Genomic DNA, 24,893 nt, shown 5'->3' with positions numbered 1-24,893 from the left:
AGATGGAGCAGCCAAACATTATCGAACCACTGAACTTTGAAGAGATTTTTTCTCGGATGAAAGAAGAGTTAGTGAAGCGTGATGCAAGTTTTACAGCATTGGTAGAAAGTGACCCATCGATGAAGGTATTAGAAGTAGCAGCATGGCGAGAACTTTTGCTCAGAGAAAGAATAAATGAGGCAGTAAAAAGTAATTTACTTAAGTTCGCAGGAGGAGAAGACTTAGATCGTTTAGCTGAGTTTTATAGTGTAGAAAGGGAAAAAGGGGAAGATGACGAACGATTTAGAAAAAAAATTAAAGCAAAAATAGTTGGCTGGAGTACTGGAGGAAGTAAAGAGCATTATAGGTTTCATGCACTCTCAGCAGATAGAAGAGTAAAGGATGCGCTGGTTGAATCAAAAGTGCCAGGGAGTGTAGAGATCTCGATTTTATCCACGGAGTTATCCACAAATGGCATAGCATCTGAAGAACTACTTGATATTGTAAGAAAGCGAGTCACCAGGGATGATATAAGGGTATTGACAGATACGATAACAGTAGTTGGTTGCAATATTATTGAAATAGATATCCACAGCAAAATTAGCATTAACAGACCAGATATTGTTGAAACAGTGAAGAAGAAATTTATCGAAAAATTTGAAACAACGAAAAGATTGGGATGGAGTGTAACAAGGGCGTGGATTATAGCAAATCTATTTATAGAAGGAGTGGAAAACGTGGAATTAATAGAGCCAAGAGAGGATGTTGTGGTATTGGGGAATGAGTGTGCTGCCTTAAGAAGTTTAAATGTTGAGTTGAATTAATGCTATTACCACCAAATGCAACAAAACAAGAAAAAGCGCTGGTTGATGCAGTAGATTACAAAGTAGATCCTGGTTGTATCAGAGGGTTTAAATTTAGCCCAGGGGAAAAAGTATTACCATGGATAATTGAAGAGTACGGGCTGGGAGAAATCCTGCATTGGGTAACAGACAAAAGAAAAGCGATAAAAGAAGGGATAAAATTTCAAAGACTGCGTGGCACACCAGAATCACTTAAAATAGCATTAAAATGGGCAAATATAGAAGATATTACGATCATTGAAGAGCCACCCGGTAAACACTTTTTTGAGTTGCAGGTAGGGATAAGAGATGTACCGAATGACTTCTTCGTGGATGCAGTAGTAGAACTAGCAAAACTATCATTGCCAGCAAGATCGAGGCTAATGAGGCTTTTCAATGACCACTATAATATTGGAAGATTTATTTTAGATGAAAGCTTTTTTGGCAGTTTGTTATCGGATTATTCAGGGGTAAAAATAGAAAAAGATGGACCAGTATTATCATTTGGAAGAGTAAATTTTTTCAGGTCTAATGGTCCAATTATTAGGATTGTAGAAAACTATCTACGCGATCATTATGAACGAGCTTTGAGCAATGATATATATCGCCTAGATGTAGCAATACTTGGAGAAACCGAGCCCCACATGAAGAATTACAGAGGCATCTATGAAAGAAATCATGTGTGGTATAACTTCAAAGCGCTATATCCGCTACCACAGAGCTTATTACCGGCAATTAAGTTTGCTAAAGCGCAGATAGTATTATCGGACAGTTGGAGTTTAGGAGAAATAAACGCGTGTTTTCCGGTTACTAGTATAGAAGAGGAAGGGAGCAAGTTTTTACTAGGAAGTGATAAACTATCTGAACAACTGTGGAATTTTAAATACAAGCCAATTTTAGAAAGATTCAGTGTTACCTATCATTACAAAGTAGAAAACTCTACCGATCAAAAAGTTATAAGATTTGGTTTAGCAGAACACAATGTTCATTTTGAAAGCGATTTAGATTCAGAGCAAAAGGATTCAATACATGAGTTAGAAAGGTACATTTTAGTGTTTTACCCAGGTGTACTAACATGGCACGAACATCGTCATTTGAACAGGTCTTGGGAAGAAAAACAGGTCATATGTTTAATACGCTAAATACTTATATTTATATCTTCATATATTACATTAACATTCGGTAAAAATGTGTGTTTTTTGAAAAAAAGAAGTTGCTTTTCCATGCCAAAACAGCTATAAATTAGGTAGGTGTAGGTAAACAAATAAAGATTTACCAAACGCTAGAAGTTAGGAAGTTTTATAGTGAGGTACATCATGTGGATTAGTCAAGAAGAAAGGGATGATTTTAATGAATTATTTCAAGAGTTGCTTGCAGGCAAATTGTCTAAAAAGCATATAAATAGAAAAAATGAAAACGGTGAAACAATGTTGCATCGAGCAGCAAAAATGTCGACGAGAAAAAAAGTAAACTGGCTGATATGGGAAGGAGCAGATGTAGATGCAAGAGATAACGAAGGTTATACACCACTGCACTCAGCAGCGCTTGGAATGCGTCTGGAAAACGTAAAAGAATTAATAGAAGCCAGAGCAGAGATAAACGCAACCGAAGAAGATGGAAATACGGCACTACATCTAGCGTGTATGGTAGGTGGAAAAAAGATAGTAGAAGAGTTAATAAAAGCAGGGGCAGAAATAAACCGGGTAAGTATATCAGGATTTAGCCCAATGTATTACGCAAGTGATGAAGAGATAAGCAAGGTGTTAAAGAAAAAAGGAGGAAAAATAGTGAATAAACAGAGGGAGTTAATGGAAAAAATAAGTAAGGTATCGGAAAAGCAGGTGGTAAATGGTGGAAAGAAGCTAAATGATAGAGAAAAGCTGACAACAGCAGGAGGTAGATTTAATAGATTAAGTATATAGATTTATATCTTAATATAATATGTGGAAAAAATTTGTATATTTTGTAAAAAAAAACTTGCTTTTTATGCTAAAACAGCCCTAAGTGAAAAAGTAGCTGGTAAACAAACAAAGTTTGCTAAGCACTAAAGTGAGCCAAATTGGAGCCACTTTATATTGTATTAATAGCTGAGGAACTTATGGTAAAATTTAGTAAGAAAGAAAGAGAAGAATTTAATAAGTCGTGGAAAGAAGTATTAGATAACTCAATAGAAAATATTAATAAAAAAGACACAAAAGGAAGGACGATACTACATTACGCGGTGGGAATGCCAGATCCGAAAAAAGTGAGGTTATTAATCAAAAAGGGAGTAGATGTAGATGCAGCAGATGCCGGGAAATATAGACCACTACACCTAGCAGTGATGGGGCAACGTGTAGAAAATACAAAGGAGCTGATAAAGGCAGGAGTCGATGTAAACGCAGTGGAACGAAGTAGCAAATTTGCCGCGTTACACCTTGCGTGCATGGTAGCAGAGATAAAAATAGTAGAAGAGCTAGTAAAAGCGGGAGGGAATGTAGAGCAAAAGGATAAATTTGGCAAAACCCCAATTGATTATGCGAGAAATAATAAAGAGATAAAAGAAGTGTTAGAGAACGTAAAAATGGCAAATAAACAGAGAGAGTTCATAGAAAAAATAAAAACCGTATCGGAAAGTACGGCAGCAGGTGTGATAGTAGCAAAAGAAGAGGTGAAAGAGCTAGAAACTATGGATGAAAAAGTGCTATGAGCCGCAACTTTTTTTTAAATTCAGAAGCTAGGATGGAAGGAATAGAAAAGAAAGTATTGAATTTAGAGAAAAAAGCGTTGGAAGAGCTGAGAAAAATATGGAGGAAGGTCTTTGTGGAAGAAGCGCCTAGAAACTCAAAGAAATATTTGATACCAAGATTGGCGTATAGGTTGCAGGAGAAAGCGTATGGAGAAATATCAAGAAAAGGAGCAAAAAGACTAGAATACCTGGCAGATCGGCTAGAACAGGGAAAAAGGATAAGTAGCGATAAACTGCCAGCAGTAGGAACGGAGTTGATATTAGAAAGAGGTGAAGAAACGCATGCAGTGATGGTAACAGATAAGGGTTTAATCTACAGAGAAGAATTTTTTACGTCATTATCAGCGGTAGCCGGAAAAATAATGGGAATGAGCTACAACGGTCCTTTATTATTTGGGATGCGTGATAAAAAGGTAAGTTGAGGGGGAGAAAATGCTAAAAGAGGTAAGGTGTGCGATATATACGAGAAAATCAAATGAGGATGGACTAGAACAAAAGTTTAATAGCTTGGACGCACAAAGGGTAGCATGTGAAAAATACATAAAAAGCCGAGAAGGGTGGGTAGCATTAGCCAAAAGGTATGATGATGGAGGCTATTCAGGAAAAAATTTAGAAAGACCAGCGATAAAGGGATTGTTTGAAGATGTAAAAGCCGGAGAAGTGGACTGTGTGGTAGTGTATACGCTAGATAGGTTATCAAGAGAAACAAAGGACTGCATAGAAGTAACGTCATTTTTTAGAAGGCACCGGATAAGTTTTGTAGCAGTGACGCAAATATTTGATAACAACACACCAATGGGAAAATTTGTACAAACAGTGTTATCAGGAGCGGCACAGCTAGAAAGAGAAATGATAGTAGAGAGAGTAAAAAATAAAATAGCAACATCAAAGGAGCAGGGATTGTGGATGGGTGGAACTTTACCGCTAGGGTATGATGTAAAAGATAAAGAATTAATAATAAATGAGAAAGAAGCAAAGACGGTGAAACATATATTTGAGAGGTATATGGAGCTGAAGTCAATGGCAGAATTGGCAAGGGAGTTAAACAGAAAAGGGCACAGAACAAAGAGATTTGAAGCAAAATCGGGAAAAGTGTATGGAGGAGAGATATTTAAGAAAGCGACAGTAAGGAGAATAATAACAAATCCAGTATACATGGGAAAAATCAGGCATTATGAGAAGCAATATGAGGGAAAACATGAAGCAATAATAGAAGAAGAAAAATGGCAAAAAGCGCAAGAATTGATAAAGAATCAACCATATCGAAAAGTAAAATATGAGGAAGCGCTGCTAAAGGGGATAATAAAGTGCAAGAGTTGTGGTGTAAATATGACGCTGACATACTCAAAAAAAGAAAATAAAAGGTACCGATACTACATATGTAATAATCACTTAAGGGGAAAAAATTGTGAATCAGAAAACCGAACAGTAGTAGCAGGAGAAGTGGAAAAAGAAGTAATGAAGAGAGCTGAACGCCTATATGAAAATTGGGAAAGAGGGGAAGAAAAATGGAAAAATTTAAGTTTTGGAAAACAGAAAGAAGCGGTGAAAAAATTAATAAAGACAGTATGGATGAGAGGGGATGGAATAGATGTCTGTTCTGAATCAGAGGAAAAATTTATACCAATGAGTTTAAAAAAGAAAGGAAATAAATGCACTATAGTAGAACCAGAGGGGAAAACAAATAATGCGCTACTGAAAGCAGTGGTGAGAGCCTACCTATGGAAACGTCAACTAGAGGAAGGGAAATATAGAAGTGTGAAAGAGCTGAGCGTTAAAATTAATATAGGTACAAGACGTATACAACAAATTTTAAGGTTAAATTATTTAGCTCCAAAGATTAAAGAAGACATAGTAAATGGGAGACAACCAAGTAGTTTGAGGCTAGCTGATTTAAGGGAAATACCGATGCTGTGGAGTGAGCAGTTTGAAAAGTTTTACAAGTTAGCGTCTTAAATTACGCACATTAAATACAACAAATTTTAATAAAAAGGAGAGAACATCATGAAAATACTGAAAAAAATATGGGAAAGTATTACTGAAAAACTTAGAAATAAAAAAGGTACCACTACCGCAAAAGTAACTGATATGGAGAAGTCAAGAACCTCTGATACGCTGGCAGATGTTGAGGAAGTTAAAGTTGAAATAAAAAAGCAAACCAATACAGTTGATAAAGCTACAGAAACTGACACCAAATTATGTAATATAAATAGTGAAGATCTTCAACCTATATGTGAAAGCAACGAAGAAGCGCAAAATGATTCAACTACTGTAGAACCAACCTCCGAACCGTGTTTTGATAGAGAAACTAATGAGCAAACTCCTGACAGCCCATCTCCCACTGAACCATGTTTTGATGCTACAGACGAAAAAGACAAGCCGTTAACGCAACAAAGGCAAGCAATCGTAATTGGTAGTGTTGTTGGTGCAATATTATTGGCAAGCAGTGCTGCATTGTATATCATGAAAATGCCTGTAGTAGCAGCGGTTGTGGGAATAGTTGGATTAGCTTGTATAGGTCTTGCGCTGTATAATATCATAAATCCCAACACCAAGCTCGAGAAAGTAGAGGAACAATCGATCACTGCTCATCCTCCTTTGAAGGCAATATAAACAAGATAATTTCTTCTATACGGAACCACAATGGTGAATGCCTTCAACAAATGGTCAAGTTTTAACTCAAAATATTAAAAAACTAAGCAAAAAAAAAGTGTTGACTTGTAATTTAATGATAATTAAGGTATGCTTAATTGATAATGGGAGTAATATGCCAAGTTTTTTTGATAAGCCGTTTGAAGAACAAGTGGAAGAAATAATGAAGATGAAAACGGTGGATCTAAAACTACTGCAGGCACTTATTGGTACAAGGGCACCAATTGGGTTATCATTATACTGTTCTAGTTTTTTTCTTACTAGGACAGTTATTGCGCAAGCAAAGTTTCAAGCATATAGTGCTTTGCTTAACGTTCTAACCGAATATCAAAAACCAGAAAAAGAGATTTTTGTAGACAGCATAAAAAAGGATATAGGTGAACAAATAAGCGGAAATGAGGATAGGTTGCGTCAAAATGTCTTTTTACCATCATCAAGCAGTAACTTAAAATCTCTGACTAGTCATAGCTGTTCTGACTTAGAGAGTTATGTTCAAGAAACAGATATATCAAGTTTATGTACTTTTAGCGTACGCAAAATAGTTGAAATTTATCATAACTACATTTCTCGTGAGGAAGTAAAAAATTTAGAGGACGTACTATTAAAAGCTAAAGAAGTGGAAGATAAGTACTCATACTTAGAAACGCAAAAAACAAACTTACAGTATAATAGTAAGAAAACAAAGGCATGTAATACGGTTAAAGATAATAAACCTCTGTTACTCAAAATAAAGGACAAGACTTTTTTTGATAATTGGTATGAACAGTTATTGTATGAAGTTCTTTGCGAAGCAGAAAGGGATAAGAAACATATACTACATGAAGAAATAGTAGATCGCAGTTCTCCCTATACGAAAGAGAAAACCAGAAGTGCAAGAAGCAAGCAAGCTAGGTACTTCCTTTAACAAAGAAGCAGTTAGAAGGGTAAAAAATAAGTTAGTGGAAGATTATCTTAAAATTTTACCTACTAGTTTTGGAGTAAAAGAATCATTGTTGTCCTACATGAAATGTGTTGATATTGATGATTATAGAGGAAGAATGAATTATGAGACAGTAAATCATAGGATTATTAGTAGAGCCGATGAGGTGATCATAAAGGAGTCAGCTGTACAAAATAATCTGAGTGATGATGTAGAAAGAGGTTTGCAGTACATAGTGGACAATATGCATGTATCTCTTCTTGCTGAAGTAGAGCAAGAAATGTTGAATGAAATAGCAGAAAGAGCAGCAAATCATAGGGAAAGAGACAGTAAGAAGAAAGATTTAGAGTTGCTAGCTATATCTAACGGAGGGGAATTTCAAGATAGACTTTCTTTACCAACGGACCTGAGTTTTTCAGAAATTGAGCGTTTATATAAAGACATGCTATCAATAGCGTTCAGAGGACAAGGGGAATTTGAATTACACACACTATACGAGAGGTTACCATTGTTAGAGTTAGAAGAGATAAAAGAAACCTTTCCTGCTTCTATTACTGATGATATTTTAAAAGAAATGGAAAAAAGTCTGGACAAATATTTAGAACCAATAAAAAAGAAGAAGAAGCAAATAGTAGATGGAGTCTTTAGTCAGAAAGAAGGGTCAGATTTGGAAAAATTAAGTGAATTAGAGAGGGATCTAGAATTCAGCTTTTTACAAGTAGTAGCACATCCACTTTTTTATAGAGAGTACAAAAGGATAGAAAATTTTGTGAAGTGTAAAGAGTTTATTCATAAAAGCATAGGAAGTGAACGAGATAAGTCATTCCATGATAGAGTTGAAGAATATCTGTGCAAATTAGATAAAGCAAAGTGTGAAGAATTAAAACAACTGATGACGTCATTAGTTAATGATGAGTTTAAAGTGGCTGCAGATTATTTATTGGATCATCAAAAAAAAGTAATAAGTAAGAAAAAGGAAGTAGGAAAAAGAGTGTTTGGTAAAGTGATTAATGAGAAAGAACCATTGGAAGAATTTAACTTCTGGCAAAAGTTATTTCATCCGTGGTTTTATCGTGATAGTCTAGAAGTAAAAAGCTTTGAAATATGTAAAAAAGCTTTACAAAAAAGTGTTGCCACAGGGGATGATGAGTTGTTCTATAAAGCAATAGAAGATATTAAGAAAAACTCTAAGTATATGTGGATATTTCAGGTAAATGGAGCATTGTTTAACAGTGTGTACAAAACTAAACACGATTCGCAAAAGAGAATGCTATCATTTAGAGAACTTGCGGAGAATTTTATTGGCAATTGTAAAAAGCACATAGCTGATCAACAAGATGAGTATAAGATAAGAAAAGCAACTGCAGAACAGCGTCAAGTCAATGTGGAACTTGCTGGAAAAGACATAAGTAATCAAGAAGAACTTCATGCTATGGCAGCAAATAATGAAATATTAGAGAAAAAAGCAGAGGAAGCAGAAGCAAGAGCTGAAGAAGAAAGAAGAGCCAAAGAGGAAGAAAGAAGAGCTAGAGAAAAAGCAGAAGCAAAAGTTGAAATGGAAAGAGCAGGGAAAAAAGCTCTCGATTTACTATATGATGAAGCAGATGATCAAGACATATCAAGAAAAAGAATAAAACAAAATAAGGATATACAAAAGTTTTTAGAATGCCAGTATACTTTTCTGGTTTTAAACGAAGGTTATACAACAAAATTTAAGAGTCTCTGTAGAGAGTACAAAAACTTAAGAAGAGAAGTAAAGGAGCCTGACTTTGAAAGATTATCAGAACTTGCAAATGAATTTGAGAGACTGAGCTTCAGGTTTACTGAAGGAGAAAAAGAAGAAGAGGAATCAAGGGAGAATGTACCAGAATGTAATGAACAGAACATTGATAGGCTAAAGCTCAGTATAGTAACGAGGGTAGTACAAGCAAGGGACGTAGCAGAGAGAGAAAAAAGAACGGCAGAAAAAGGAAAAACGGAGGTAGAAGAGATAGTAAAACGACTACAAATGCAATCACCAAATTCTACATTTAGTAGTGTAAGTCATGAGCTAGTTGCAGGATCTTCTTGGAAAAAATAAGAGTCTTAAAGTTTATGAGAAGCTTGGGTTTATAGATATTGTTTTTATATGGTTTGCCTATCATAAAGAATATTAAAAAAATTATTTTTATAAAAACACAAGTTGATTAGCATCACAAAAGGTTTAATTGTTTACTTCCTCCAAAATCGCAAAAAAGTACCTACCTTTGTGAGAACAATTTAAATAAAAGCGGCGTTGTGAAAATAAAAACGTAAAATTGTTGTACCAAAGCTAGGTGTATTAGTTCGTACCTAAATGTGGCGAAAGTAGGCTAATATAGCTAGTTTTGCGTTATAATAAAATTACTATAAAGAAAAGTTCGCACAGAACAAGCGGTAGTCCAATCCATTCCAAAACGAACTCTTCTCTCACTAGCTGGTTTTGAGTGCTGGAAATGGTTATATTATTTAAGTTATTAATGACATATATTGTTAAATTAATACCAGTTTATTTTAGAATAATAATTAAGGTAGACTTATAAAAAACAGAATTTAAAAGTGAACAAAAGACCTTATATAAGCCTATTAAGAGCCTTTTACTAAAAACCACTTTAGGTTAGAAAATTTTTCTAAAATAGTAATTGACAAGTTTTAAAGGTGGGATAATATACCTAAAATATATTGGACTTATTCATTATGGTACGTGAAGAGTACAACATTCTTTCATTGTTCAAAAGGAGGTAATTATGGACCGTCGGGATATTTCAGAAGTTTTGTTTTCATCTATTAAGGAAGATGATCCTTATAGGGCATCTAAGCTCCTTCAGATTGAGCGTTGGTGCTATGCACATTGGATGATACATGAGGGGTATGGTGAAATAAGAAATAATTTTCTTGCACGAGTGTTATCTAGTAAAGATTGCTGGGAAGAAGTCAATAATTTGCATGGAGTGAAGCTTAATAGACAAGTGGTAGGCAGAAAATTAATTGCACCCAGTTCAGATAGTAATCCAAATCCTTTTGGTACTGTTAGATACCAAATTGCATGTGAGTGTTGTTTGGAAGATGAAATACGAGCTATATTTGAGGAAAGAAAAGAGAAATTGTCTGCTAAAGGTGGTGGCAGTTTGCTTGAGTATCGCCGCTTAGTTAAGTGCTATGGAGAAGGTCCTTTAGCTCAATTTTGGTCACATTTCATTAGTGGGTATCTTGATAAACTGGATTTGAGGGACCGTCATCCATATGAGTATGGGCTTGATTGTGCAGTAGATTGGCAAAGAGTAGAAGCAGTGGAATTCTTTTGGAATAAGATAAAATCTTTGCCTGAAGATGAAATAAGTGCACAAAAGAAGGATGAGATCTTGATGAAAAATGCAGCTTATACGGCAAGACCTAGTTTTCGCATTTATCCTGATATATTTGAGTTTTTCCTGAGTCAGGTAAGTCCTAATAGATATCCAGAACTTTTAAGAAGAGATTTAGAGAAAAATGATCATTATGGATCTTTGAATAAAATGAAAGACATGCACAATTTTGGTAAATTTCAGGAATTGTTTGATTGTTTAAAATCAAGTGAAATTTCAGAAGATGATTACTCTCTTTGGTTGAAATTCATGATAAAGGACTGTCCAGAGCATTATTTAGGTGCTGGTGTGGAAGTTTTTATGCATATGTGGAAAAAAGAAGGATTTGATAATCATCGTACTTTCACATTGGACGAGGAAATGATGGAAGATTCTTCTTTTCAAGGAAAATTTTCAGTGCATTTGGTTGAAAAAGGTTTTATGGAGCCAGTATGGGCAATGTTAGATAAGGCTAGTTCTAGACAAATCAAGGAGTTCATGTCTTCCGAAAAAGCAAATGATATACGTTCTATATTAGAGCAAGGAGATAATGAATCATTAAGTAAGTTTTTAGCCTATGGTAAGTCTGCTGATAAAGGGCTTGATAAAAAGAACAAACCTGGTCCAAGTGGTGATTTAGTTGAAGTAGAAGTTAGAAAAACGTATGGTAAGTCCAATGTAAGACTAGGCAAGTAAAAAACATTATATATTGTTGGAGGATTTTGTGCCAAATCAAGAGAAACCACAAGGTTTTGAATTAATAGAGTTGTTGATTCGAGAAGCAGGTTCAAATGCAGGAGCTAGCCCAAGTACTTCAACTCAACAAGGAAGTGATTTTGAATCTTTCAAAGCAAGGTTTCAGTCATATATCGATCAAATTCCATCATATTTACATTCAGTAGGTAAAGCAGGGTTTTTTCCGCATTTCTTTTTAGGAAGCTTTTCTACTTTGATAGATACAGAGATTGCGAAAAAGCTAGATATTGAAAAAATATATTTTAGTTTTGATGGTTCGAAAACTCTGAAAGTGGCTGTTATAAGAAAAGGTGGTATTACAAATCAGAAAAGCGCGATTGAGAAGGTAAATCTTTTTGTGATTTCAGAGTTTGGTAAGAATGATAGTAAGAGTAAAAAATTTACCTATGGTGAGCTAGAAGAGATACTGGGTCAATCAAATTTACCTGCACAGAATGAACATGTGAGAAGTGCTAAAGATGATCTTAAAGTTAAATTAGTAAAAATTGTTAAAGCCACAGGGGAAATACCTGTTGAAGTAAAAGATGACAAGTTGGATAAGAATACTTCTGCAACACATGAGTTTAAGGAAATAAAAAAGGGGTTATGGAATAATCCAGAAAGTGATATAGCTAAGCTGACTAATCCTGATGTGGAAAAAGTGAAAAAGCCTGTTGAAAATATTCTAAAAAAAGTTAGTAAAATTCACTCTGAATATAAGAATTCACTTACCTGTGCTCAAGAAACAAGAGAAGCAGCACATCATGGGTTTATAGCAGGAGCTCTTGTGAATTTCCGCTATAGACACAATCTTAGGGTTTACTTAGAGCAATTTGCAGGAAGAGGTTACGCTGATATTGTTCTAGTGCCTCGTGGTAAGGATAGGTCATTGAATGCCGTTCCTATTATTATAGAGATGAAGGCTGCTACTAAAGCAGAGTTAAAAGAAGGTAAAATAGGAGAAAAGAGTAGAACTACACCAACTGCTGCTTTAAAGCAAGCTGAGGATTATACAAAAGGTTTTCAACCGAATGTAATGAGAGTTTTAACTACTGCAAATGATATTCTGTGTGTTGGTGTAAATCTTGACCATCCATCTCCTATTTCAGATATTTTGGATAAGTCACGCAATCAAAAAATAATTCCTCTTTTTAACCAAATATTGATATCTATTGATGGACGAAATAATGGTGAGATTACACAAGAACAATTAGAAACACGAATTCAAGAAAATATAGAGCGTATCTATCATACATTTCCTGGTACGGGAGAGAAGGGAGATAATCATTATTTCAGTAGGTTTTTATTAGGCCAATCATTACTGTTAAACGAAGTTAAAGCTTTGGAAAGCGATTTCGAAAAGCATGTTTTTATTTATGGTGAAAATATACCTACCGAAACTCGTTCTGAAGGTAGTGGAAGGGGTGTTCCTCAACGTCAAGCAGCTAAGGAAGCCGGTAAAAAATTAGCTGAGTCGAACAAGCTTGATGAAAGCCATGCAGTTGTAACAATGGTATTTGTTCCGGAAAATGATGAGAGATTAGTTTATGTAATGAATATTGTTGAATCAGATGGAAGAGCTGAAATATTAAAAAAAGGCATTCCTCTTAATAAACTTGAACAAAAGATAGGAAATAGAAAGGTAGTAGAATTAAATCTTAATTTTAATATAAAAGAACAAAAATCAGATTTTAAAAAATATTTTAGTGTTGAAGTTAATGAGCCTATTTCTCTAGGAGAGTATAATGGTAAAAAATCTGATAAGTTTAAAGGTGATTTTAAGAATGTTCCTTACCCTAAGGATTTTAAGAAAACATTTGATGAAGTACTAGTATCTCAGCTTGCTTCTTTACAAGATCAATCTTCATCAATAGGTAAGTACAAGAAGTTATTTGGCAAAGTAGGCGAGGCAATATTACCTTTTAAAGATTTAATAAAAAAAGAAGCACATACTCAAGCTGTGTTTCATGGAGCATTTAGCCACTATAGTGATATAAATCTAGGAGGATCACAAGAAAACAGGGCGTTAGTATTAACAGAGTTTCAAACTGGAAGGGGAAAACGTATTGATATGCTAGTTCATGGTATTAAGTTCGCAGGTGATGATAGCAATGCTAAGGAATATACTCCTGTAGGGTTAGAGCTTAAAGGACCAAGGGAAGGCAAGACAGCTGATGCGTTAAAAGATGAGGCAAATAGACAAATCGCTGATGAGTATACGAAGGGTGTTACTTATAAAACGCTTACAGATGGGAATGAAGTGGATTTTATGGGTGTTGTATTCGATAAAGGAGCAAATAGTGCAAATTCTCTTATTCTGGGAAGCAAAGATGAGTTCACTCCTGTTATAGTAGTGCACAGTTCTGTACATGTGATTCCTACTGATCAAGTAGCACAATCTATTGATATATCTAAGGGAGAACATTTAAGAGGAGGACAAGAAGTAATCCAGAAGTTGAAAAATCTTGGTATACAAGAGGAGAATCTACGTACATTAGAATCTGCAACAGCAGAACAAGATTATCATTATTGGCTGCAGCAACATGATATAGCTGATATTGCAAGAATAAAATATGGTTATGGAATTGATGGAGCTGACACATTATTTGAAGTAGTGGGATCACCGAAGCATATAGCTAATCAATTACAACAGTTTCAGAATAGCGTAGCAACAAGAGGTGAAAAAAGACCATTAACTTTGATTGTTAATTTAGATAATAATCACTGGGTTACGTTAGTCATTTCCCATCAAAATGGGCAGTATAATGGATACTATGTAGACTCGTTGGGTAATAATGTTCCAGATAACATTCGTCAAGTTTTACAACAGGCTCGAATTACCGTTAATGATGTTTCTATTGCTCAACAAAGAGATGGTTATAATTGCGGCTTATGGGCGTTGGAGAATGCTAAAGATATTAATACTGTGTTGCAAGAAGATAGATTACGTAATATTCCTGATGAAATACGTAACCGGTTGCAGATTCAAGGAAGAAATGAAGATCATTTTATACACATGAGAGAAGGCATTTCAAACGAGTTAAGTATAGATCCACAACGCATAGCTAACTTAGAGGCTGTACTTGCTGAAACACAAGCACCTAGAAAGAAATTTGACCTAAATAATTGTGTAAAACAAGGTAGTAGAAAAAGAAGAAGTATTAATCCTTGTTTATTTTCATTGGATGATGTAAAAAAGTTTATTAAGGGAAGGATAGATGAAAATAATATAGATAAGGTTATAGTTGATAGTGAAAAGTTCCTAACTTATGTTAAAAGTAGTCAAAATAAAGGGAAAAATGCTCAGCTAATAGAGTTCGTTGGAGATAAAAATATCGAAGGTAATCATAAGTACTTATTTGATAAGGTAGTTGAAGATAAAGGGTACGGACGTTATATTGAAAATGAACGTATTAAGAATTTGCACGGTGACATTTCACAGCAAACTGGTAGTACAACAAAAAGCTCAAAGTTGAAAAGCAGGTTAATGAACGCTGCAGGTGGAATACAATTAATAAGAGGAATTCATGGAGCTATCGTATCTTGTAAAGATGGAACAGCAATAGATTGTGGATTAAATTTAGGTGGGATAGCATGGTCTTTTGCATCTCAACCAATTGAGAATGTAATGGTTCAAATTACTCCAAAAATTGTAGCATCAGCTGAAAAGGTTGTGGGAAAAATTATACCAAGTACTTTAGGTAAACAGACAAAATTTGCTGTTCGAGTTATGGGAGTAAAATTTGGAAGCACGATAGCAAGAGGTACAGCAGGAGCTATAACCGGTGTCTTTGATATTGTTGATATAGGCATGTCAGCAAGTAATCTTGTGGATTGTAAAAAAAGGGAGAATAGTGATAATCCATGTGGAGAGAAAGAAATAAGAGATAATATAGCAACTATATCTTTTTCCACTATATCGTTTGTATCTGGTGTTGCGCTTACAGCACTTAGTATGCCTGGAATTGGTATTGCAGCTGGAGTTGCATTGATGGTAGCTTCTGGGGTTTATAGCGGTGTTAGCAATATCGTGGAATACGAGAAAAAGTATGATACAACCCATGATGAAAATTGGCGTATTTTTTGGCATACATTTGCTTTTCAACCTATACCACAAGATGTACAACATCTTGCAGCAAGAAAGGAAATGGTTAATAGTCTCACTAAAGGAGCGTGGCAAACTTTAAATAATAGCCTTAATAGTACTGTTGCTTATGGTATTGGTTTTGGAAAAGTAAGTGGTAATACGCTTCGTCCAGATTATGCAAAGATTCTTATGAATAAAGAAGAAAGGGCTAATACAAGAAGTCTTTCACGTGTTATACCTCATCGTATTGAAGATGCTAGCAGGATTTGTTTACCACAGGTTACTGATCAAGATTATGAAAAAGAAGGTACAACAAATTCACTCGACTTTGCTTCGTATTATTGTGAAAATTCAATGGTTATTAGTCACGATAATAGGGTAAAGGGGAAACAAAAGGATAAAACAATTGTTTATGATTTAAGCAATGTAAACAAAGGTGCCATCGTTGGAAATAACGAATGGAGCAATAATTTTTTAATTAACTCAGGTACAGCAGAAATAACTGGTGGCAATAAGGTAGTAAATAGGTTTATTGTAAACAGCATTGACTTCTCAGGTAAAATTATTGGTGGAGGTAATTCTGTTAATATACTTGATTTAAGCCAATTGAAAGATAAAGTTATAGGAGTGAATGTTAATTATCGTTTTAAGCCTAGTGCCTCTGGATCATTAAAGGCAAGAGTAAATGGTCGTTGGCTAATCAATGATCAAATTGATAATAATGGCATCTTTAGTTACTACTATGTTGGAAGAAAGAACAAGGTGGATGAGATTTCGTGCATGGGTTACTCTGAACACTTTACAGGAATCGATGATCGTGACGTTATCATAGATAGTAGTGGTGGTTCTAATAAAAATGAGAAAGATGTAGTTGAAAATTGTAAAAAAGTAATTATTTCGCCGTATACTACAGTTAAGGGTGGAAAGAGCAATTATACTTTTTACGTAAAAGCTGCAGACTACAAAGGTAATGGTTTATATTCAGAAATTGATGTAGATGGAACAGGAACTGTAATTTTTCCGGAAATTGATTTATTAGGTGATTGTGATCAAATAACTTACTCTACAAATAGTAATACTTTATCTTTAAAAATAAATTTTGGTCAAAACAATCAATTTACTCTTGATGTAAAAAATTATGTCGAGCAAAGCAGTAATAAACCTCACTTTGCACTAATAGACAAAAATGGTAGTAATATTGTTCCTAAGATTGAAAGATCAGACTTATCAACTATAAAAATTACTTCATTTGAATTACATTCAGAACATTCCTTAGATAATTTTGACGATGTTGCAAGTCATTATAAGAAAATTCCAAACAATAACAAGGATTACAAAGTCTTTAGTGTTATCAGAGATAGAGTACAGAATCAGGGTAATAGTGCAGTTCCACATATGGTTTTTGGTTCTCTGGAAGATGATGTAATAAACTTCGATCAAGGAACTATTTTTGCTAGGGGAGGAGGAGGAAGTGATGTGTATTTTATTAGCAATGATATAAATAGTGGAGAAGTTAAAATTGATAATAACTCAAGTGATAAAAAACTAGATACACTATTTATGTCGGCAGTTGAGAAAGATTTTTCAATCCAGCAATGTGATCTGTATTTAAAATACAATAATAGTAACATTCGAGTGAAAAACTACTTTCAAGATCCTAATTATAGGCATCTTATAATTATGAACAAAAAAGGAGAAACTTTTATCCCCAATATACAATCAATGTCCTGTTCTCCCTCTTCTTCGGGAAAGGGTAAATTAGTTCCTTTTTTACAGGCTACACAAACTCAGAATATGTTTTTGTTATCTAAGGATTTTCAAGGTGATCATGTAGTGATAGATTCTCGTCTTAAAGATATTAAAAAGTATAAAGATAAAGATGATCTCTTATTAATAAGAGAAAGTGAAATTCCTTTTATGATTAGAATAGAAGGTTTTTATACTGAACAAAGCAAATGGGAAAATATTTCTTATTCTCTATGGAATAATGATCATTTTTCTCCATCTCCTGAGTTATTAGAGAACGTTGATAATGTAATGGAGCATAAGGATAAACTTAGAAGTGACTATGAAAGAGTTGTAAAAGAATATATTGAAGACTTTAGTAACTCTACTAGTATCACTCAACACAATCAAAAATTAGAAAAAAATATTTCTACTTCTGTAGGACAAGATGAGGAACGCATAGGAGTAATGATATTAAAGAATATTACTCCTGGTCAAGTTGAAATTTTCAGCAATGGTGCAGATCTGATATTTCGCGATAAGATGTCTAATCATACGATCAATATAAAAGATTGGGATAATAATGAATTTCATAGAATTTCTACGTTGGAGTTTGATCTAGGTTTAGAACCAATAACGCTCCGTAGATTAGATAGGTTTAGTTTATCTGAGGTAAGAAAAATACAAGCTTTAATTGATAAAGCTTCAGAAAATTACCAAAATAGAAGTAAATATACTCCTAAAGTAGAAAATGACTTTAAATGTTTGATGTCAGTTGATGATTTTGAAAGAGAAAACAAAGAGCCAACACATCAATGTCTTGGTTTTTCTTCACTCCAGGAACGGGTCGGGTTTACAGAAAATTCCTGTAGTTTAGAGCAAATTAAGGAACTTAAAAGTAAAATACCAAGTAGCAGTCAGATTTTATCATTGCTTGAAAAGTTAGAAAACAACCTTTTGCTGAATGGTTATGATAGGAACATAATAGATCGGTGTAATAAGTGGATGACAACTTCTGGATTGGGAGTATTAAAACCATTGGTAAGCAGAGCAGATGGTGAAGGTAAAAGTGATGAAGTTAAAACTCTTCTTGATAGAACTGCTAACAGAAGTAATGTCAATGTTGAACATAAGAATCAGTGTTCACAAAACTGGACGGCTTTGAATTATGCTGTTTATAACGGTAATGTGGAATTAAGCCAAAGTATACTTAAACCATTTTTAAAAAAGAAAGGTGACATTAATGCCTTAACTAGTTGCAACGATGATAATTGGGCGCTTTTACATTATGCTGTTCACTACGATAATCTTGATATGGTTAGCTTTCTTATAGATAAAGGTGCTAAGGTTGACATTCAAAGTAAAAAGGGTAAGACGCCTCTATATTTGGCTATTGAGGAAGCCAAGCAGTTGGATATAGTTAAGCTTCTCCTTGATAGAGGTGCGGATATCAAGATTAAGTACAATGGTAGAACACCTCTGTACTTAGCTGCTTACAATGGTAATTTAGATATAATCACATTTTTTTGTGATAGGATTAAAGCTGAAAGTAACAACTTATTTAAAATAGAGCAGATTAAATTTTTAAAGGAGGAAGTTGTTAACCAAGCGAATATTCCATCCGATACAAAAAGATTGGTAGAGTCTTGTATAAGCAGTTTAAGAGGTTCGATAAAAAGTGAAGCAAAAAGGGTGCTAAAGGACGGTATGCTGAATGGTCGTAGTGCTTCAACTATTGAACTTTTGGATGAGGTTTATAATTTTGATGAAAAGTTGTTTGATAGAGCAATTAAGGAAGCTGTAAATGACACATATTCAAGTGTAGGTATAGAAGGAATATTAAAGTTTATAGCCAGTCACAATTATATTGGTCAGTTTATTTCAGGTTACATAGCTGTGTTTGACAAAATACCAGAGGATGATGGTGCAATGTTTAAATTAGCTTACTCTATTAGAGAGACCATGAAAATGCCTAGGGTCAATTCAGAAGAGAAATCTGATCTTGAAAAGCTAAAAAACAAATTACCAGAATCAGTGAGCAATGCAGTATTTTCTTCAGAGGTATGTATTAAAAATGTTGAGTATGGAAGGTACTTGTACTCACCTAATAATGATTGCATGTACCACTTAAACAATTGTGACAGGGATAGGCGGTATGTGTTCACTTGGCCTTCAAATGGAAATAGTGATCAATTTAAGTGGAAGGTTGAGCTCAATGGCGATAATGTGTATTTAAAGAATGTTGAGTATGGAAGGTATTTGTATTCGCCTAATGATGATTGTACATACCACTTAAACGATTGTGACAGGGGTAGGCGGTATGCGTTTACCTGGCCTTCAAATAGCAATAGTGATCAATTTAAGTGGAAGGTTGAGCCTAATGGTGATAATGTGTATCTCAAGAATGTTGAGTATGGAAGGTACTTATATTCACCTAATAGTGCTTCTACTTTCCAAGTTGACAATAACAGGCGGTATGTGTTTACCTGGCCTTCAAATGAAGAGGGTGGTCAATTTAAGTGGAAAATTGAAAATTGTGGATCTACTCGCAAGAGACGTAGCATACAAGAATTAAATGGTTATAATCAAACTGTAGTAGACTATCAGTCAATATTGACTGAAGAAAATAGTCAGCAAATAGCAAGTAGAATATCTGCTATAGTTGAAGATATTGAAAGGCACACCTTTGTAAATCAGTCAAAAAATAAGTTAGATTTAGATAGTTATTTAAATAATAGAGGGAGAAGCAATGCTGCGGATTCTATGAAGAGAGATGTATGTAGTGAACTCAATGCAAGTAGGAAAAGAAATATTGTTCTAAGCGGAAACGATGTATGCTCAATTACCTCAGGTTATGAAACACTTGATGTTGAAAACTTCCATATTCAAGAAGTAGTGATTAATGATGATGCTGATGGGAAGAAAAGTTTAAGAAGTACATTAGACCTACATCATTTGGTGCAGCAGATAAATAGGGATTTGAGTATAAAACCGATACCAACAGTTATTAAAGGCAAAAGTGATTTATTAATTAAGTTATCTATATCAGCTACTGGCTTACAGCAAGATGTAATAACAGTCAGGCTGAAAGATGCACTTGTAAATAAGTGGTATAAAAAATTACAAATTATTTTTGATAATGCACCGATGGAAATCGATGATAGTTTAGGTTTAAAGTCTTCGTTCTTTATTTCTGATGAAAAAATTATTGTAGTAACACCTCAAGACATAGAAGAAAAGAATAAATTAGTAATATCTAAAAAAGCAGGACAGTATACCTATCTTCATGATAAATACGACTTGATAGTTACCAATGCTTTTAATGCTAATATAGAAGCAAGCGAGTTGTGTATTATATATTTTAGAGATTTCTATAAAGAACCTAAAATGGAAACATTATCTATAAGGTTTATTGACAAAGAAATATTATTAAGTAATGAAATAGATAAAATACATAATTCAGATAGTATTGATAAATTAAATAATGTGAGTTCTATTGTTAATTCACAAGAGAGTTTTATACATTCAGAGGTTTCAAACAGTGGAGACATAAATGCTCAAGGTAAACTTGACAGAACACTGTTGCATCTTGCTTCCGAGGCTGGTGAATTTGATAAGGTGAAACTTCTTCTTGATAGAGGTGCTAATATTGAAGTTCAAGATAAATTTGGGTACACACCAATATTTCTTGCTACTCAGTCAGGTAAATGGAGTATAGTAAAACTACTCCTTGATAGAGGAGCTAATATTGATGCTCAAGATGAGAAAGGTCAAACACTTTTACACTTTGCTGCGTCAGGGAATAATTTAGATATGGTTCAATTCCTTCTTGACAGAGGCGCTAATATTGAAATTCAAGACAAGCTTGCTTGGACACCAATACTTTATGCTGCTCAGTCAGGTAAATGGAATGTGGTAAAACTTCTTATTAGTAACGGTGCTAAATTTAATAATGAAATAACGATTCAAGGAACGCCTTTACATTTTGCTGTGCAAGAGGGTAACTTGGATATAATTAGATTTCTTCTTGATGAAGGTGCTGACACTGAATCTCAAGACAAAGATAATAAAAAGCCTTTACATCTTGCTGTTGAAGCAGACAGGTTGAACATAGTAGAACTTCTTCTTGATAGAGGTGCTAGTGTCAATGCTAAAGATGAGAATAATAAAACACCTTTAGACTTAGCCACTAAAGAAGATGTGAAAGAGCTTTTGAAGAGAGCACAATTGGATCAAGGATTGTTAATTAGTGCACAAGATGGTAATCTTGATAAAGTAGTAGAATATTTTATCGGGAAGAGAGTCAGCTTAAAGGTTAAAGACAGAGATGGTAAAACACCTTTAGATTTAGCTGAGCAGAAGGGTCACACAGATATAGCAAAAGTGATAAAGCAGATGCAGTTAGAGTTGGATAAAAAACTGTTATCTGCAGTAAAAAATGGTGATCTTAATAAAGTTGAGGATTTTATTAGCCAAGGTACTAGCTTAGAGGTGAAAGATAGCAATGGTAACACTCTTTTACATTATGCTTCTCAGAATGATCATTTGGAAGTAGTAGAATATCTTATCAAAAAGGGAGCTAGCTTAAAAGCTAAAAATAAAGATGGTAAAACACCTTTAGATTTGGCTCTTCAAAAGAATTATATAAGTATAATAGAATTTTTGAAAAAAACACAATTAGATTTAGATGAAGAATTGTTAGCTACAGTAAAAGGTGACGATCTTAATAGAGTCAAAGCTCTTGTTAGCCAAGGTGCTAGTTTAGAGGCGAAAGATAACAGTAATAATACTCCTTTACATAATGCTTGTAATAATGGTCATGTAAAAGTAGTAGAATATCTTATCCAAGAGGGAGATAGCTTAAAGGCTAAAAACAAAGATGGTGAAGCACCTTTACACGTAGCTGTCCAACATGATGGCACACTTGAAGTAATTGAGTTTATTTTGAGCAGAGATCTTAGTGGTATTAATGATATAACTAATAACGGTAAAACGCCTTTACATTTAGCTATACGAGAAGATAAGCCAAATACGGTTCAACTCCTTCTCAGAAAAGGTGCAAATATTGCAGTTAAAGATAAAAATGGTAAAACATCTCTAGATCTGGCCAAACAAGAAGATTACACAAATATAGTAGAAATGATAGAAGAAGTACAATCAGATTTAGATGAAGGATTGTTGACCGCAGTACAAGATGGTAATCTCAATGAAGCTGAAGGTCTTGTTAGTCGGAATGCTAATGTTAATACTAGAGATAAGTACAGTTGGACACCACTACATTGGGCTGCGTATAAAGGTCATTTAGAAGTTGCAGAGTTTTTAGTAAAGAAAGGTGCTGATGTTAATGCTGCAAGTGAAAATCTTTATGGCAGCAGACCTATACATATTGCTATTGAGAACAATAATAAAAATATTATAGAGTTTCTTCTCAGCAAAGAAGTAGGTGTTAATGATACTGACAAGCAAGGTTATACGCCACTGCACTATGCAGCATGGAGAGGCCGTTTAGAGGTTGCAAGGTTCTTGATAGAAAAAGGAGCTGATATCAATGCTGCAGACACTTCTACTGCTGGTAAAAAACCTATACATGTTGCTGCTGAAAATAATAGTGAAAGTGTTATAGAGTTTCTTCTTGAAAAGGGAGTGAGCGTTGATGAGGCTGATAAAAATGGTTGGACACCACTACACTATGCTGCTAGGTTCGGCCAACCAGAGGTTGCAAAATTTCTGATAGAAAAAGGAGCTGATATCAATGTTGCAGATGCTTCTATTGCTGGTAAAAGACCCATACATGTTGCCACTGAGGAGAATAATAAGGATATTATAGAGTTTTTTCTGAGCAAGGGAGTGAGTGTTAATGATACTGACAAAGATAGCAGGACACCACTACACTGGGCTTCTTGGAGCGGCCATTTAGATTTGGTAAAGTATTTTATAGATAAAGGGGCCAACATTAATGCTGAATGCAATGATAGTAAAACACCGCTAGATGTTGCTATTGATCTGAAATATAATAATGTTGTAGAGTATTTACAGCGAACACAATTAGACCTAAATGAACAATTATTAGCTGCAGTACAAGGTGGAGATTTTAAGAAAGTTAAAGACCTTGTAAGCCGAGGTGCTAGCTTAGATGCTAAAGATAAGGAAGGTAAAATACCTTTGCATTTTGCTGCTCAAGAAGGTAATCTGGACATGGTCCAGTTTTTTCTTAATAGAGGTGCTAACACTAAGGCTGAAGACATGTATGGTTGGACCCCTTTACACTTTGCTTCTGCTTACGGTAAGTTTGATGTAGTTAAATTTTTTCTTGATAGCAATATTAACATTAGAGCTAAAGATAGATATGGTGATACACCTTTACATTTGGCTGCCCAAAATAATGATAAATCTGAAATAGTTGAGTCTTTTTTAGATAGTGATGCTAATAACATTAACGATAGAACTAATAATGGTTGGACACCTTTACATGTAGCTTTACAAGGAAATAAGCCAAGTACAGTTAAACTTCTTCTTGGTGTAGGTGCTGACATTGAAGTTCAGGATATTTTCGGTGAAACACCTTTGGTCATAGCTACTCGAGCAGGTTATACAGATATAGTCAAGATTTTAGAACAAGAACAATTAGGCAAAGAGTTGTTTACTGCTGTAAGAGAATATGATTTTTCTAGAGTTGAAAAGCTTATCAGTCGAGGAGCTAATATTGATACTAAAAACAAGAATGGTAAGACGCCGCTAGATATTGCTATTAATACAAAGAACGCTCTTGAAGAGAATCAAGGATCTCTCAATAATGCATTATCGCTTGGCCAACAAGGTCGTATAGTGAGAATTTTAGAACATGAACAATTAAACAGGAAGTTATTTACTGCTGTAAGAGAAGAAAATCTCCCTAAAGTTAGAGAGCTTATCAGTCGAGGGGCTAATATCGATACTGAAAGGGATGGTAAAACACCACTAGATGTTGCTAAAGAAAAACTTAGAGAACATAGTAAAAATGAAGAATGTAGTGATGTTGTGCAGTGCTTAGAAAAACTCAATCAGAAAAGAGGAGAAGCTGTACAACGTAAACGCCGTCATTTACTGAATGAGTTGCTAGGTTCAAGTAATCAACCTGAGATAGCAGCAAGTGGTAGTACAAGACCATCTTCATGGATAAATGATTTGTTTAGTTGGGTGAAAAGTTCTGTAGGTGGGTTTAGAGCTGTTTTACCTGAGGAAACATCAAGTACTACAAGTTCAATTTTACAAGTTGATGCGCCAATAGATGTAAATGGTACGATAATGTTACTTGATGTGCTTGTTAGAAAGGTTACGGGTCAAAAATACATTTTTACATCAGATCAGAACGTATCATTACTGGAAGCGCAGGGCTATGCATTGAATATTACAGAGAAATTTGAGAAAGTAGTAGAGCAAGCTGCATTAAAAAGTGGCATATCAATGCATCGGTTAAATATTGATTATATGGGAATGCAGAAAGAGATTACTAAAAAAGTCATGAGTGGTAAATTTAATGAAATTTCAGGGATTTCAAAATCGTATATAGAGAAAGCATGTCCTGGTGAAGAATCTGGTAAATTAAGTCCGAAGAAATTTGAAAAGTTTATAGCTCAATTTAATAAGGGTCTGCTAAATCAATCAATAGAGCAGATATTACACAACAGAGGTGGTAGATTAGAAGTTGATGGTACAAAAAAACAGCAGATAAGTTTAGAGCCTCAAAGTTATTTAAGTAATGCTTCAGTTCACAGCCATTCAGAAGTATCAACTTGTCTTTCTGAGATAGGAGTAACCAAGCTTGGAGGTAATATCAATAGGTAGGTTATAATATAAGAGGTGCAGCTATAAAATGCCAAGTAGT

At 34.4% G+C, this 24,893-nt stretch carries 11 protein-coding genes; all 11 read left to right on the top strand.

The features are described 5' to 3' along the window. Positions 1-2: 2 nt before the first annotated feature. Positions 3-803 carry a baseplate assembly protein gene (locus OPR28_RS01750; protein ID WP_265023384.1) on the top strand — a complete coding sequence of 267 codons (801 nt, stop codon included), beginning with the start codon at positions 3-5 and terminating at the stop codon, positions 801-803. Then, the gene (locus OPR28_RS01745) at positions 803-1,963 is read left to right on the top strand and encodes a phage tail protein (protein ID WP_265023383.1); all 1,161 of its coding nucleotides are present in this window, start codon (positions 803-805) and stop codon (positions 1,961-1,963) included. The genes OPR28_RS01750 and OPR28_RS01745 overlap by 1 nt, the downstream gene beginning before the upstream one ends. A gap of 174 nt (positions 1,964-2,137) precedes the next feature. Next, entirely contained in the window at positions 2,138-2,743 is a 606-nt protein-coding gene (locus OPR28_RS01740) for an ankyrin repeat domain-containing protein (protein WP_265023382.1), read from the top strand. Between the two features lie 176 nt (positions 2,744-2,919). Further along, complete coding sequence (locus tag OPR28_RS01735) at positions 2,920-3,510, top strand: ankyrin repeat domain-containing protein (protein ID WP_320157039.1); 591 nt, start codon at positions 2,920-2,922, stop codon at positions 3,508-3,510. Between the two features lie 32 nt (positions 3,511-3,542). Further along, entirely contained in the window at positions 3,543-3,971 is a 429-nt protein-coding gene (locus OPR28_RS01730) for a DUF2924 domain-containing protein (protein WP_265023754.1), read from the top strand. A 10-nt stretch (positions 3,972-3,981) separates the two neighbouring features. Next, positions 3,982-5,505, top strand: a complete 1,524-nt coding sequence (locus tag OPR28_RS01725) for a recombinase family protein (protein WP_265023381.1) — start codon at positions 3,982-3,984, stop codon at positions 5,503-5,505. A 48-nt stretch (positions 5,506-5,553) separates the two neighbouring features. Further along, positions 5,554-6,162, top strand: coding sequence for a hypothetical protein (locus OPR28_RS01720; protein ID WP_265023380.1), 609 nt, complete (start codon positions 5,554-5,556; stop codon positions 6,160-6,162). A 154-nt stretch (positions 6,163-6,316) separates the two neighbouring features. Continuing rightward, a complete protein-coding gene (locus tag OPR28_RS01715; RefSeq protein WP_265023379.1) occupies positions 6,317-7,105 on the top strand; it encodes a hypothetical protein in 789 nt (262 codons plus the stop codon). Continuing rightward, positions 7,071-9,200, top strand: a complete 2,130-nt coding sequence (locus OPR28_RS01710) for a hypothetical protein (RefSeq protein ID WP_265023378.1) — start codon at positions 7,071-7,073, stop codon at positions 9,198-9,200. The genes OPR28_RS01715 and OPR28_RS01710 overlap by 35 nt, the downstream gene beginning before the upstream one ends. A gap of 685 nt (positions 9,201-9,885) precedes the next feature. Continuing rightward, a complete protein-coding gene (locus tag OPR28_RS01705; RefSeq protein WP_265023377.1) occupies positions 9,886-11,178 on the top strand; it encodes a hypothetical protein in 1,293 nt (430 codons plus the stop codon). A gap of 28 nt (positions 11,179-11,206) precedes the next feature. Then, positions 11,207-24,853, top strand: a complete 13,647-nt coding sequence (locus OPR28_RS01700) for an ankyrin repeat domain-containing protein (RefSeq protein WP_265023376.1) — start codon at positions 11,207-11,209, stop codon at positions 24,851-24,853. Positions 24,854-24,893 lie beyond the last annotated feature (40 nt).

Origin of the sequence: Wolbachia endosymbiont (group A) of Epistrophe grossularia (genome assembly GCF_947251435.1) — a bacterium.
GTDB lineage: Bacteria > Pseudomonadota > Alphaproteobacteria > Rickettsiales > Anaplasmataceae > Wolbachia > Wolbachia pipientis.
Note: the sequence above shows the minus strand (reverse complement) of the source record. Positions and strands in the feature narration are given on the sequence as shown.